The 13282-nt window shown below is 75.6% G+C and carries 12 protein-coding genes; 7 read left to right on the forward strand and 5 right to left on the reverse strand.

The annotated features are described in order from the left end of the window. Positions 1-97 precede the first annotated feature (97 nt). Positions 98-643, reverse strand: a complete 546-nt coding sequence (locus ABZ234_RS03025) for a hypothetical protein (protein ID WP_355010770.1) — start codon at positions 641-643, stop codon at positions 98-100. A gap of 582 nt (positions 644-1225) precedes the next feature. On the opposite strand from ABZ234_RS03025, the gene ABZ234_RS03030 reads away from it, so the two are divergent. The 4 genes from ABZ234_RS03030 to ABZ234_RS03045 all read left to right on the forward strand — a co-directional run bounded on the left by ABZ234_RS03030 (position 1226) and on the right by ABZ234_RS03045 (position 4405). Continuing rightward, the gene (locus ABZ234_RS03030; protein WP_267949826.1) at positions 1226-2560 is read left to right on the forward strand and encodes a multidrug effflux MFS transporter; all 1335 of its coding nucleotides are present in this window, start codon (positions 1226-1228) and stop codon (positions 2558-2560) included. A gap of 59 nt (positions 2561-2619) precedes the next feature. Further along, complete coding sequence (locus tag ABZ234_RS03035; protein WP_355010771.1) at positions 2620-3138, forward strand: pyridoxamine 5'-phosphate oxidase family protein; 519 nt, start codon at positions 2620-2622, stop codon at positions 3136-3138. Between the two features lie 121 nt (positions 3139-3259). Beyond that, complete coding sequence (locus ABZ234_RS03040) at positions 3260-3469, forward strand: hypothetical protein (protein ID WP_267949824.1); 210 nt, start codon at positions 3260-3262, stop codon at positions 3467-3469. Between the two features lie 180 nt (positions 3470-3649). Beyond that, positions 3650-4405, forward strand: a complete 756-nt coding sequence (locus ABZ234_RS03045; RefSeq protein ID WP_355010772.1) for a methyltransferase domain-containing protein — start codon at positions 3650-3652, stop codon at positions 4403-4405. A 347-nt stretch (positions 4406-4752) separates the two neighbouring features. Here ABZ234_RS03045 and ABZ234_RS03050 read toward each other — a convergent pair whose 3' ends face one another. Both ABZ234_RS03050 and ABZ234_RS03055 read right to left on the reverse strand, forming a co-directional pair. Continuing rightward, positions 4753-5991, reverse strand: a complete 1239-nt coding sequence (locus tag ABZ234_RS03050; protein ID WP_355010773.1) for a cytochrome P450 — start codon at positions 5989-5991, stop codon at positions 4753-4755. Positions 5992-6208: 217 nt separating this feature from the next. Next, entirely contained in the window at positions 6209-6292 is an 84-nt protein-coding gene (locus ABZ234_RS03055) for a cittilin family RiPP precursor (protein WP_352982781.1), read from the reverse strand. A gap of 497 nt (positions 6293-6789) precedes the next feature. Between ABZ234_RS03055 and ABZ234_RS03060 the strand changes: the two genes are divergently transcribed. Then, on the forward strand, positions 6790-9081 hold the full coding sequence (locus tag ABZ234_RS03060; RefSeq protein WP_355010774.1) for a glycoside hydrolase family 3 N-terminal domain-containing protein: 2292 nt from the start codon (positions 6790-6792) through the stop codon (positions 9079-9081). 150 nt (positions 9082-9231) lie between these two features. Here ABZ234_RS03060 and ABZ234_RS03065 read toward each other — a convergent pair whose 3' ends face one another. Both ABZ234_RS03065 and ABZ234_RS03070 read right to left on the reverse strand, forming a co-directional pair. Further along, the gene (locus tag ABZ234_RS03065; protein WP_355010775.1) at positions 9232-10053 is read right to left on the reverse strand and encodes a hypothetical protein; all 822 of its coding nucleotides are present in this window, start codon (positions 10051-10053) and stop codon (positions 9232-9234) included. 91 nt (positions 10054-10144) lie between these two features. Further along, a complete protein-coding gene (locus tag ABZ234_RS03070) occupies positions 10145-11065 on the reverse strand; it encodes an ATP-binding cassette domain-containing protein (RefSeq protein WP_355010776.1) in 921 nt (306 codons plus the stop codon). A 170-nt stretch (positions 11066-11235) separates the two neighbouring features. Between ABZ234_RS03070 and ABZ234_RS03075 the strand changes: the two genes are divergently transcribed. Further along, positions 11236-12510 carry a histidine kinase gene (locus tag ABZ234_RS03075; RefSeq protein ID WP_355010777.1) on the forward strand — a complete coding sequence of 425 codons (1275 nt, stop codon included), beginning with the start codon at positions 11236-11238 and terminating at the stop codon, positions 12508-12510. Then, positions 12507-13166, forward strand: coding sequence for a response regulator transcription factor (locus ABZ234_RS03080; protein WP_344180627.1), 660 nt, complete (start codon positions 12507-12509; stop codon positions 13164-13166). The genes ABZ234_RS03075 and ABZ234_RS03080 overlap by 4 nt, the downstream gene beginning before the upstream one ends. The last annotated feature ends 116 nt before the right edge of the window (positions 13167-13282 follow it).

The raw sequence follows: 13282 nt of genomic DNA on the forward strand, positions 1-13282 counted from the left end.
ACGTCCGGCCCTGCGGGTTCGCCGTCGAGGAGCCCGGCCCACGCGCCCCGGGCTCCCTTGCCCGGCGCCGCCGCCACCCTGGTCCGCCTGCCCCCGCCTACTCGACGATGCCGGAGAAGAACACGGCCTCGTGCGCGAGCTCCGCGTCGCCGGGTCTGGAGAGGCCCAGTAGGAGCTGGAGTTCGTACTCCTCGGCGGGCATCTCGCAGGCGGGCTCCAGGACGCCGGCGGCGCCTGGCTGGATCGTGCCTGGCCGCTCGTGTGCGTCCCCGTCGAACGCCTCGTCGTCGCCTTCGACGCCGCCGGTGCAGAACCAGTCGATGCGGTCGATCTGCACCGGGACGTCACTGTCGTTGGTGAGGGCGACGGTGAACGTGACCCTGTCCCGACCGCCGCTGTCTCCGAGGGCGTCCTCGTCAGGTTGCTCGACGTCGGACAGCCCCACGGACAGGCCGTCGTCCCAGGTGTGGGTGTCCCCGATCTCGAGGAGGACCGGCATCGCCTCCCCCGGGGCGGGCAGGTCGGGCTCCACCTCCTCCATGGACTCGAAGGAGTACTCCACCGGGGCATCCTCGGCGCAGGCGCTGAGGCCGGGGGCGAGCAGGACGGCGGCCGCGGAAGCGGCGAGGGCGGTGGGGCGCACCGGGGCTCCTGGGAGGCGTCGGCTCACGACACGACGATCGGGATCGGGAGCGCGACCGTAGCAACCCCTGGAGACATCGGTGTGCAGAACGGTGGGAATCGGGCCAGAGGTCCCTGGACCGGGGCCGCGCACGACGGGATCCGCGAGCACGCCCCCCGGCGTGGGTGGAGTTCCCCTTGCGGCACCACAGGCCGTGCCCCGCACCGCCGCCGACGGCGGTCCCGACCCGTGGAAGGGCCCGCGCCGGGACCGGCGAGAGGGCTCCGGCCGCGCGCTGCCCCGGAGGCCGCCGCCGGGTCGGCCGCCACGCCCCTGATCACGGCTCGCCGGCCCGCGCCGCGGCCCGCATGGCCGCCGTCACAGCCCTCCGCAACCCCGTCCCACACAGGGGTTCTCGCGACGTAACGCGGATCACGCGGATCGCCGGGTAAAGCCGGGATTGCCGAGCGCAGGTCGTGTGTTGGTGCCGGGAGTATCCCCACGTGGGACTTTCTTGACGGTGCCCCGCCCGAAGGCGGTTCACGGCGCCCGAGCACCTTCCCGGTTCTCCTTGTCCTTGACCTTTCCTGTGCTGGAGCCCCTGTGACCCTTCTTTCCGTGCGCCCGAAGCACCGCGCCCCGGAGACCGCCGCGACCGACGAGGCGACCCCGGTCGTCCGCGCCGACGCGACCGACGTCCGGGACGCCGCCCCTCGCGGCGGGGACCGGAGCACGCGCCGCCGCACGCTGCTGCTCGTGCTCGTCCTGGGCGTGCTGTCCGCCCTCGGCCCGCTGGCCACCGACCTGTACCTGCCCGCCCTGCCCCAGATCTCCGCCGACCTCGGCGCCAGCGAGTCGAGCGTCAAGCTCACCCTGACGTCGGTGATGGCCGGTCTCGCCCTGGGACAGCTGGTCATCGGACCGCTCAGCGACCGGTGGGGGCGCCGCCTTCCGCTCCTCGCGGGGATCGGCGTGTTCACCGCCACGACGCTCGCCATCGCGATGGTGTCGAGCGTGGAGGCGTTCAGCGCGCTGCGCTTCCTCCAGGGGCTGTCCGCCGCCGCCGGACTGGTGGTCTCGCGAGCGATCGTGCGCGACGTGTTCGACGGCGACGCCGCCGCCACCTTCTTCTCACGGCTCGTGCTGCTCGCCGGGCTGGCGCCGATGCTCGGCCCGGTCCTGGGCGGCCAGCTCCTCTTCTTCGGCCCCTGGCAGCTGCTCTTCGCCGTGCTGGGCGCCGCGGGCCTGCTGACCTTCGGCCTGGTCCTGTTCGGCCTGCCCGAGAGCCTGCCGCGCGAGGAGCGCCAGCGGGTCAGCCCGCGCGCGCAGATGCGCGTGTTCGGCAGCCTGCTGCGCGACATCCGCTTCACGGGGCCCACGCTCACGCTCGCGCTGAGCTTCGGCATGAGCTTCACCTACATCTCGACGTTCTCGTTCGTGTCGCAGTCGCGGTTCGGTGCGAACGCCCAGGAGTTCAGCCTGGTGTTCGCGGTGACCACCCTCGGGATGATCCTCGGCAACCAGCTCAACGCGTTCCTCATCCCCCGGGTGGAGATCCACCGCCGGCTGATCCTCGGCCTGGTCGGGTCGATCCTGTCGGTGGCGGGCCTGGCGCTGCTGGACACCGCGGGCCTCGCCGACCTGGTGACGGTGACCGCCGCCCTGTTCGTGATGATGGTGTTCACCGGCCTGGTGTCGCCGAACGCGACCGCGCTGGCCCTGAACGGGCAGCCGCCCCAGGTCGCCGGAAGCGGCTCGGCCCTGCTGGGCTCGCTCCAGTTCGCGATCGGGTCCGGCCTGGCCGCCACCGCCGGACTGTTCGGCCCGGTGACGCTGTCCAGCATGACGGTGGTCATGTTCGCCACCGCCGTCGGCGCGGCCGTGGTCTTCGCCGGGTTCGCGCTGCGCGTCCGGCGCACCGCGCCCGCGGCGGCGTGAGTGTCGGCACCGCCCATTACCCTGGTCTGTTCACGCCAGAGAGCCCAGAGGAGTGTGTCGTGTTCGCTTTTCCGGATCCCAAGGCCGAGTCCCTGACGAGCGGACCCCCCGGCGTGTGGTCGGAGGTTCTCCCCCACCTGGTGGAGACGGCCGGGACGTACTGGCTGACCGTGTCCCGCGCGGAGGGCCCTCCGCACACGCGGCCGCTGCTGGCGGTGTGGGTGGACGGCCAGCCCTGCTTCGCCTCGGGGCAGTCCTCGGCCAAGTCCCGCCTGATGGCGTCCTCGCCCGACGTGAGCCTGGCGTTCGGCACGGGCCGGATGGACGTGGTGGTGGAGGGGACCGTCGAGGCGGTGCTGGACGCCGAGCGCCTGGACAGGGTCGCCGCGGCGTACGCCGAGCGCTACGGGTGGGCCCCGGCCCCCGGGGACGGCGAGCTGACCGGCCCCGAGGGGGCTCCGACCGCGGGTCCGCCGCCCTACCGGGTCTTCACCGTCACGCCGTCGACGGTGTTCGCGTTCCCCGCCGACGAACTGCCGCACGGTCCCACCCGGTGGCGCTTCGACGTGTGGCCCTGAGCCGGTCGCCGGGCGGCGCGGCGCCGCCCGGCGGGCGAAGCAGGTGAGACGCCCCTCCTCGCGGGTAGGTCCCTGGCGAAGCAACGCCGCCTCGTCAGCTCACCCCCCTTGGAGGCAGAGAGTGCGCGTGAAGATCGTTCTTTCGACGCTGGTCGTCCTGTGGCTTCTCATCGGCCTGATCGCCGCGTTCCAGCGCGGCCTGTTCGGCGCGGACGAGGCCTCGTGCTCGAACCTCGGGCACACCGTGGGCACGGTCTTCGTCGGCCCCCTGAACTACGTGGGGGTCAACCCGACCATCGAATGCCCGGAGCTTCCCGAACCCTCCGAATGACCCCTGGTCCGCTGCGCCCCGCCCGCCACCGGCGAGCGGGGCGCAGCTGTGCGCGGACGCCCCGTGTCCCGGCGCGCGGAGCGCACGACCGGCGCCGCGACGCCGCGGGCGCGGCCGGGGTCGCGCGGGAGGGGCGCGGGGGTCTTGCCGTCCGGTCGGCGGGGTCGCACAATCCCTTCCATGCGGACCTCCGAACGGTCGGACACCGACCGGCTCCTGGCCAGGCTGGACCGGTTCGACCTGACGCCCGGGGCGGTGCGGCTGCGCTCGCGCGCGCGGGAACTCCTCCGCGCGGGGCCGGGGGACACGGTCGTGGACGTGGGCTGCGGGACGGGACGCGCGGCGGCGGAGATCGCCGCCGAGGGGCCGCGCGTGGTCGGTGTGGACCTCGACCCGCGCATGCTCGGCGCCGCCCGCGGGCGCCACCCCGGACCGGGGTTCCTGCGCGGCGACGCCTACGCGCTCCCCCTGCCCGACGGCCGCGTCCAGGGGTACAGGGCGGAGAAGGTCTACCACTCCCTCGGTGATCCCGCGCGCGCCCTGGCCGAGGCCCGGAGGGTCCTGGCCCCCGGGGGCCGCGTCGTGCTGCTCGGCCAGGACTGGGAGGCGTACGCCGTGGACTCGGCCGACCCGGTGCTGACGCGCGCGATCGTCTCCTCGTACGCCGACGGCATGCCCGACCCCCGCGCGCCCCGGCGCCAGCGCGCCCTGCTGCTGGAGGCGGGCTTCGGGGACGTGGAGGTGGAGGGCAGCGTGCTCCTGTTCACCGACGCCGGTGTCCTGCCCATGCTCACCGGCCTGGCCTCGGCGGCCGTGGCGGCGGGAGCGGTCCCCGCGGATCAGGCGGCCGCGTGGGCGGACGAGCAGCGCGAGCGCGCCGGGACGGGGCGGCTGTTCGTCGCCATCCCGTTCTTCCTGGTCTGCGCCCGCCGCTAGGTGTACCGGAGGTTGGTGACACCCGCCCCGGCCGACACAGGCGACGAGGGCCTCGGTACCGGTGTGGATCGCGCCATCCACCCCGACCATCGGAAGGCCCTCGACGCCCCACACCGCCAACGCCCGGCACCGGCCCGCCGCGTGGTCGACGACGGCCGTCCGGGCGCCACCGGGCCGAACGTCGCACACCGTCCCCTGTGGGGCCGCCCGGACGGCCGTCCGTCCGGAGGCCCGCGAGGACGCTCCCCGGCGGAGCGGGAGCCCGGACCGGCCGCACCCGGTGGGCGCGGAGCTCGGGGCGGGGCCCGGGGCCCCGGGGCCCGACGGCGCAGGGGGAGCCGGGGCGGTCAGCCGCGCCGCGGCTTCCGGACCACCGCGCGCACCCCTCGGGGCTGGAGCGCCAGGGCCGGGCGCGGCCGCACCGCCTCCGGCGCGACGGGTTCCAGGCGCACGCGGGCGCACAGCTCCCCGGCGATCACCTCCACCTCGCGCAGGGCCATCGACGCCCCGATGCAGCCGCGCGGCCCCGCCCCGAAGGGGAAGTAGGCGTAGCGGTGGGAGGGCCCGCCCGCGAGCCAGCGCTCGGGTCGGAACTCGCCGGCCCGGGGGAACCACCGTTCGTCCCTGTGGGTCACCCACGGGCTGAGCCCGAGGACGGTCCCGGCGGGAAGGGTGTGGCCGCCCGCCTCGAACGGCCGCACGGTCTCCCGGCTGATGACCCACGCCGGCGGGTAGAGGCGCACGGCCTCCTTGGCGGCGGCCCGGGCGAACCCCTCCTCGCCCATCCGGGCGTTCGCCTCCGGGTGCGCCCCCAGGAGGTGGAGGAGCCAGGTCAGCGCGTCCGCGGTGGTCTCGTAGCCCGACATCAGCAGGGTGGCCAGCTCGTCGCGGACCTCCTCGAAGGGCGGGTCGTCGGCGAGGAGGGCGTCCAGGGCCGTCCCGGCGCCGTCGTCGCGGTGTTCGCGGATCATCACCGCGAGCGCGTCGTCCAGGTCGCGCAGGGACCTCCGCAGGTCGCGGTTGACGCGGGTCGGCAGCCAGGCGGGCAGGCGCGGGGACGACGTGAGCCGCATGATGGCGGCCACGGCGGCGGCCAGGGCCTCGCCGTGCTCCCCGGGTTCGCGGCCCGCGATGTGGGTGGCGCCCACCAGCATGGCCAGCCGGGACATCTCGTGGTGCACGTCGACGGTCTGCCCGTCCGTCCACGATCCGACCGTGCGGGCGACGCCCTCCCGCGCGGCCTCCTCCAGGTGTGCGAGGCGTTCGCTGCGGAAGGCGGGACGGAGCCGGGCGCGCTTGCGCTCCCAGTCCGCCCCCTCGCTGTTCATCATGGCGCGGGGGAAGCCGGTGGGCCCCCGCCGGGTGCCTTCGCTGATCTTGACGACGTTCTCGCCCCGGTCGACCAGGACGCGGCCGATGTCCTCGGGGTGGGCCAGGAGCACGTTGGAGGAGGTGAGGGAGACGACGTCGCCGAACTCGCGCACCGCCCCGGTGAGGAAGCCGAGCGGGTCCAGGGCGTAGTCGGCGGCGTTGGCCGTGCCGCGCCCTCCCCCGGGTCCCGGAGGGGCTGTGTGGGTGACCGTCATCGGGACCGTCCTGGGAAGGCGGCGGGCCCGTGCCCCGGAGGATCGGCACGGGCCCTGGGAGCGGCGGGGGTCGGGACGCCGGGGCCGTGTCCGCCGGACCGCGGTCCGAGGTCGGTGCCCGCGGCGTCCCGGAGGCTCCGGGACCCGCTCTTGGGGGGGGTCCGCGGGTGTGTCGGGGGCCGGGCGGACCGGGGCGCGGGTCCGGGGAGGCGGCGGCCTAGTAGTAGATGTAGGGACGGGTCAGGCGCTCGCTGTCGACGATGCCCAGCCTGGCGGCGATGCGGTAGGCGACTTTCCTCATCGGTTCGTTCCCTCCTGCGGGGTTTCCCGGTGGCTCCGGGCGACCAGCTGAACACTACGCGGGCCCCCGGCGGCCGAGGCAGTGGCGGAGAGGTGAGCGATCACAGGTGCGGAGGTAAGCCGGGGGTGGCGGCGCGGACAGGCCCGCCTCGGGGCCGTACGACGCCCCCGCCGGTGCGTCGGCGGGGACCGGGTGCGCGGGCGGGCCGGTGCGGGGCCGCGCGTCCGCCCGCCCGTGGTACCCGGTACGTTGCGGCCCCCGGTTTGACGCGGGTGGCGGTGGCTGCCGTAGCGTACGACCGTACGCGGACCGCTCCTCACCGCGGGGCGGGGCGCGTCCCCGTCACGAGGGTGTCGGAGGGGCCCCGTGTTCGCGGGGGAATCCCACGAGCCGTGCCCATGGGAGCGTTCCCATGGCTGTCCGTGACAGCCTCCCGCCACGCCGACCCGCACCCGCGACCAGACCGCGCCCAGCCGACGCCGCAGGAGAGAACCCCGTTGAACGCACCCCTTCCCTACCTCGACCCCGCGCTGGGCCACGCCGAGCGGGTCGCCGACCTCCTGGGGCGCATGACGCTGCCCGAGAAGGTCGGCCAGATGCTGCAGCTCGACGCCAAGGACGGGGTCCGCCCGCTCATCGAGGACATGCACGCGGGCTCGATCCTGCACACCTCCCCCGAGCGGGTCCTGGAGGCGGCGGCCCTGACCGGGCGGACGCGGCTGCGCATCCCCCTCCTCGTCGCCGAGGACTGCATCCACGGGCACTCCTTCTGGGAGGGGGCCACGATCTTCCCGACCCAGCTCGGCATGGCGGCGACCTGGGACGCCGGGCTCGTCGAGAGGGTCGCCCGCACCACGGCCGTCGAGGTCGCCGCGACCGGTGTCCACTGGACGTTCTCCCCGGTGCTGTGCATCGCCCGCGACCTGCGCTGGGGACGCGTCGGCGAGACCTTCGGCGAGGACCCCTTCCTCCTCGGCGAGATGGCCTCGGCGATGGTCAGGGGCTACCAGGGCGAGGGGCTGGACGACCCGACGGCGATCCTGGCGTGCGCCAAGCACTTCGCCGGCTACTCCGAGACGCAGGGCGGACGCGACGCCAGCGAGGCGGACATCTCGCGGCGCAAGCTGCGCTCGTGGTTCCTGCCCCCGTTCGAGAGGGTCGCCCGCGAGGGCTGCCGCACCTTCATGCTCGGCTACCAGTCCATGGACGGCGTGCCGATCACGGTCAACGACTGGCTGCTCGACGAGGTCCTGCGCGGCGAGTGGGGGTACACCGGCACGCTCGTGACCGACTGGGACAACGTGGGCCGCATGGTGTGGGAGCAGCGCGTGTACGCCGACCACGCCCAGGCCGCGGCGGCCGCGGTCCGCGCGGGCAACGACATGGTGATGACCACGCCGCAGTTCTTCGAGGGCGCCCAGGAGGCGGTCGCGCGGGGCATGCTGGCCGAGGCGGAGATCGACGCCGCCGTCGGCCGCATCCTCACGCTCAAGTTCGAGCTCGGGCTGTTCGAGGACCCGCGCCACCCCAGTCCGGAGCGCCAGGCCGCGGTCATCGGCGCACGGGAGCACACCGACCTGAACCTGGAGGTCGCCCGCCGCTCCCTGGTCCTGCTGGCCAACGACGGCACCCTGCCCCTGGACGGGGGGTTCCGCGCCGACGCCTCCGGGCGGGCCGAAGCCGCCGCGGACGCCCCGGCGCGCACCGTCGCCGTGGTGGGGCCCAACGCCGACGACCCCCACACCCAGCTCGGCGACTGGGCCGGCGCGTCGGGCCAGGTGGACTGGCTTCCGGACGGCCACCCGCGCGGGATGGTCCGGACCGTCCTGGACGGCGTGCGCGACCACTTCCCGCAGGGGTGGAAGGTGCGGCACGCCCGCGGCGCGGACATCCTCCGCCTCGCCCCGGACCCGGAGGGGGAGTTCTTCCCCGACGGCCAGCCGCGCCCCCGCGTCGTGGTCCCCGCCGAACCCGACGGGCGGATGATCGGGGAGGCGGTGGCGGCGGCCGAGGACGCCGACGTCGTCGTCGCCGTGGTCGGCGACCGGATCGAGCTCGTGGGCGAGGGCAGGTCGACCGCGACCCTCGAACTCGTGGGCGGGCAGGTCGCGCTCCTGGACGCCCTCGCCGCGACCGGGACCCCGATGGTCGTCGTGGTGGTCGCCTCCAAGCCGCTGGTGCTGCCGGACTCCGCGCTGGACGCCGCCGCGCTCGTGTACGCGGCCAACCCGGGCATGCTGGGCGGGCGCGCCGTCGCGGAGCTGCTGCTCGGGCTGGTGGAGCCCTCGGGCCGCCTGCCGATCTCCTTCGCGCGGCACGCCGGCCAGCAGCCGACGTTCTACAACCAGGTGCGCGGCCAGCACGGCGACCGGTACGCGGACCTCACGCAGCGCCCCGCGTTCGCGTTCGGCCAGGGGCTCTCCTACACGACCGTCGAATACGCGGACCTGCGGATCCCCCGCCCCGGTGTCGGGCCCGGGGACACCGTCCGCGCCCGGGTCACGGTGGCCAACACGGGCGCCAGGCCCGCGCTGGAGACCGTCCAGGCCTACGTCTGCGACACGGTCGCGTCGGTGACGTGGGCGGAGAAGGAGCTCAAGGCGTACCGGCAGGTGCGTCTGGAGCCGGGCGAGTCCCGTGTCGTCGAGATCGAGGTGCCGGTGGCCGACTGCACGATCGTGGACGCCTCGGGCGCGCGCGTGGTCGAGCCGGGCGGGTTCGAGCTCCTCGTGGGCCCGTCGTCGCGGGAGGAGGACCTGCTCCGCGCGGGCTTCACCGTGGAGGCCTGACGCCGGTCGGGGCTGGGCGCCGGTCCCGTGCCCGCCCGGCGGGGCCGCGGCGCCGGTCCGCCGACGGTGGGTCCCTCCGGGTGTGCGCGGCGCTCGGAGGGCCGGGCGCCGCGCCTGCGCGGCGGGCCCCTCGGCCGTCGGCGTACCGGCTCAGGCGTCCCGGCGGGAGAAGACCGCCGCCGCCACCGCCACGGACACCGCGGTCCACACGGCGATGACGAGCAGCGCGGACAGGGTGGGCAGGAAGCCCTCCGTGCCCGGGACGGCCATGCCCGCCACGCTCTCGGACGCGGCGCCGACCATGTGCCGGGGAACGTTCTCACTCCACCAGGGACCGAAGAAGCGGGCTCCCACGACGGGCAGCGTGCTGAGGAGGACCACGAGGCCGAAGGCCCCCGGGGCGCTGCGCAGCACGACGGCCGCGCACGCGGCCAGCAGGGACTGGGAGAACGCGGACACCGGGATGTAGAGGAGCACGGCGCGGAGCATGCCCGGGTCCGAGAACCGGACGGTGGCCTCCCCCGCCGCCGCCAGGGCCGCCTGGGTGAGGGCGAAGTTGGCCAGGGAGACCACGAGCCCGCATCCGAGCGCGAGCGCCGCGACGATGGCCAGCTTCGCGGCGAGGGTGCGCCCGCGGCGGGGGGTCGCGGCCAGGGTGAGGGCGACCGTCCCGTTGCGGTGCTCGGAGGCGACGACGTTGGCGGCCAGCGCGGCGAGGACCCACACGCCGAGCGTGCTGCCGAAGAAGATCACGCTGTACCGGCCGTCCTCCTGCTCCCGGGCCATGGCGGCGGTGTCGCCGAACACCGCCATCAGCAGGGTGATGCCGAGCGTCAGTACGACGGCCACGACCAGGATCGTCCGGTTGGAGGGCAGGGCCCAGAACTTGTACCACTCCGATCGGAGCGCCGCGGCGAACCCGGGGGGCCGTCGGTCGGTCGCGGGAGCGGTCGGCCCTGTCGCCGTGGTCATGGTGTTCTCCTCGTGGGTGTGGGGCTGTGGTGTCCGGCCGCCCCGCGGAGCCGCCGCGGGGCGCGACGGCCGGGCGTGCCGGGGCCCGGGGTCATCGGGGGCCGACCGGGGCGAAGCGGTGCACGGCGGTGTCGCCGGTGAGTTCCATGAAGACGTCCTCCAGGCTGGCGCGCTGCTGGACCAGGGCGTGCAGGGTGACGCCGTGGCGGGCGGCGATCTCGCCCACCCGGGCCGCGTCCGCGCCGAGCACGGTCAGCCCCCCGCCGGAGGCGTCGCGCTCGACCGCCAGGCCCGCCTCGTCCAGGACGGCCGCGAGCAGGTCCCGGTGCGGGGTCGAGACGCCCACCCTCCCCGTGGCCCCGCGCCGGATGAGCTCGTCCGTCCTCTCCTCGGCGATGAGCCGTCCCGCGCCGATCACCACGACCCGGTCGGCGGTGTCGGCCATCTCGCTCATCAGGTGGCTGGAGACGAGGACGGTGCGCCCCTCCGCGGCCAGGTCCCGCAGCAGGGTGCGGATCCACCGCACCCCCTCGGGGTCCAGACCGTTGACGGGCTCGTCGAGGACGAGCGTGCCCGGGTCTCCGAGCAGCGCCCCGGCGATGCCCAGGCGCTGGCGCATGCCCAGCGAGTAGCTCGCGATCCTGTGCCGGGCGGCGTCGGCCAGGCCGACCGCCTCCAGGACCTCGCCGGTCCTGCGGGCCGGCAGGCCGCCGGCGCGGGCCAGCCACCCCAGGTGGGCGGCGCCCGTCATGCCGGGAGGAACGGCCTCGGTGTCGAGCAGGGACCCGACCTCGCGCATGGGCTCCGTCAGATCGCGGTAGCGGCGGCCGTTCACCAGCGCGCGCCCCTCCGTGGGGCGCTCAAGGCCCAGCGCGAGCCGCATCGTGGTCGACTTGCCCGCGCCGTTGGGCCCGAGGAAGCCCGTGACCTGCCCTGCCGGGACCGTGAACGAGAGTGCGTCCACCGCCTTGCGCCCCCTGTACTCCTTGGTCAGTTCCTCGACCTCGATCACGCCGCCTCCGATGCGAGTTGCTGTCCCGGTCCCTCGTGGACCGGCTCGCTCCAGGCAACCGTCCGGGGCGGTGGACCCGCGAGCGCACAAGGTGGTCTTCCCTATCGACGAAAGTTGTCTTCCGTCCCCGGCCCGCCCCGGCCGGCCCTGCGCGGGCCTACCGTGGGGGCATGGTCGATACGGACGGGGCGGACACGGCCCCGGTGACAGGGGCCGGGGGGCCGCCGTCGGCGCCGGCGCGGCGCGACGCGGGCATGCGCAGGGCGGCGGCCGTCGTCCTCTCCGTGGTCGCCGTGGCCAACGGACTGTTCTGCCAGGCGATCATGCCCGGCGCCGCCCCGGGCACGGTGGCCCTCGGCGTCGCGGTCATGGTCGCCGCGTCGCTGGCGGCGCCCGTGGCGCGACCGGAGCCGCTCACGTCCGTCCTGGTCACGGTCGCCGCGTGCGTCCTGCTGGTCGCCCCCGACTCGGTGTGGCGCGACCTCTCCCACGAGGGCGGCCTCGTGTGGCCGCTCCTCGCGGTCGCCTGGTGCGGCGCGGTCCTGGTGCGCGAGGGGTGGGCGCCCCGCCATTTCGCCCTGGGCGGGGCGGCGCTGGCCGGCTACGTCGCGGTCGCCACCGCCGTGGCCCTGCCCGCGGGCGGCCCCGTCCTGGTCACGGTGCTCAACGCGGCGGCGCCCGTCCTCGGCGGCGCCTCCCTCAGCCTCTGGGCGAGGCTGGGGGAGGCGCGCCGGGAGCGGGTCCTCCAGGAGGAGCGGGAGCGGGCGCTGCTCACCGACCGGGCCCGGGCCGACGAGCGGAGGCGCCTGGCGGCGGAGATGCACGACGTGGTCTCGCACCAGGTCAGCCTGATGGTGCTGCAGGCCGGCGCGCTGGCCGTGGCGACCTCGGACCCGGGGGTCCGCGAGGCGGCCGACGGCATCCGCGCGGCGGGGAGCCGCGCGATCGAGGAGCTGCGCGGGATCATGGGGGTGCTGCGGGAGGACCGGGCCGCGGACGCGGAGCACCCGGACGCGTTCCCCGCCGGTCCCGCGGAGCCCGGGCCGGACCCGGCCGTACTGGCGGAGGAGGCGCGCGCGGCCGGGCAGCGGGTGGAGCTGACGGTCACCGGGGCCCCCGCCGGGGCGGCCCCGCACACCGCCCGCGCAGTGTACCGCATCGTGCAGGAGGGGCTGACCAACGCCCGCAAGCACGCTCCGGGCTCCGGGGTCGGGGTGGACCTGCGCTACCGCCCGGACGCCGTCGTGGTCGAGGTGGTGAACTCCGCCCCCGTGACCTCGCCCGACCCCCTGCTCGCCGGGGGCGGGGCGGGTTCGGGACTGGAGGGGCTGCGCCAGCGCGTGGACCTGCTCGGCGGGACGTTCGCGGCGGGACCGGACGGCGGCGGGGGGTTCAGGATCGGTGCGGTGCTGCCGGACGGGAACAGGACGGGGGAGGCACCGTGATCCGGGTGGTCGTGGTCGACGACGAACCGATGGTGTGCGCGCACCTGCGCACGATCCTCGGCTCGGCGGACGACATCGAGGTGGTGGGCCAGGCCGGGGACGGTGCGGAGGCGGTCGAGGCCGTGGTCCGCCTGCGGCCCCGGGTCGTGCTGATGGACCTGCGCATGCCGGGGGTCGACGGCATCGCCGCCATCAGGCGCGTCAACGCGCTGGCGGACCCGCCGGTCGTCGTGGCGCTCACCACGTTCGACGACGACGCGCACGTGGTGCGCGCGCTCAGCGCCGGCGCGATCGGGTTCCTGGTCAAGACCACGCCCGCGGAGGACCTGGTCAACCTCGTGCGGGTGGCCGCCGACGGGCACACGGTGATGTCGCCCGTCGCGGCCCGCCGCCTGCTGGGCGCCTCGGCCGGCGACCGCGTCCGCGCGGAGGACGCGCGCGCACGCGTGCGGGGTCTGAGCGTACGGGAGCGCGAACTCCTGGGCTGTCTGGGCGAGGGCATGTCCAACGCCTCGATCGCCGCCCGCCTGTTCCTGTCCGAGTCGACCGTGAAGAGCTACGTGTCGCGCATGCTCGCCAAGCTCGACTGCGAGAACCGCACGCAGGCCGGCCTGCTCGCCCACGAGGCGGGCCTCGCGGCCCCGCCCCCGCCGTGAGGTCGCCAGGGCCGCCGGTTCCGAGCCGCGCGGGCCTCACCGTGCAGGCCTGACGCCGGGTGGGGGCGGGGCCTCGACTCCCGCCCGGGGTCGAGGCCCCCGCGCCCGGTCCTCGC

This window comes from Nocardiopsis sp. NPDC006198 (assembly GCF_040613895.1).
Taxonomy (GTDB): Bacteria; Actinomycetota; Actinomycetes; order Streptosporangiales; family Streptosporangiaceae; genus Nocardiopsis; species Nocardiopsis tropica.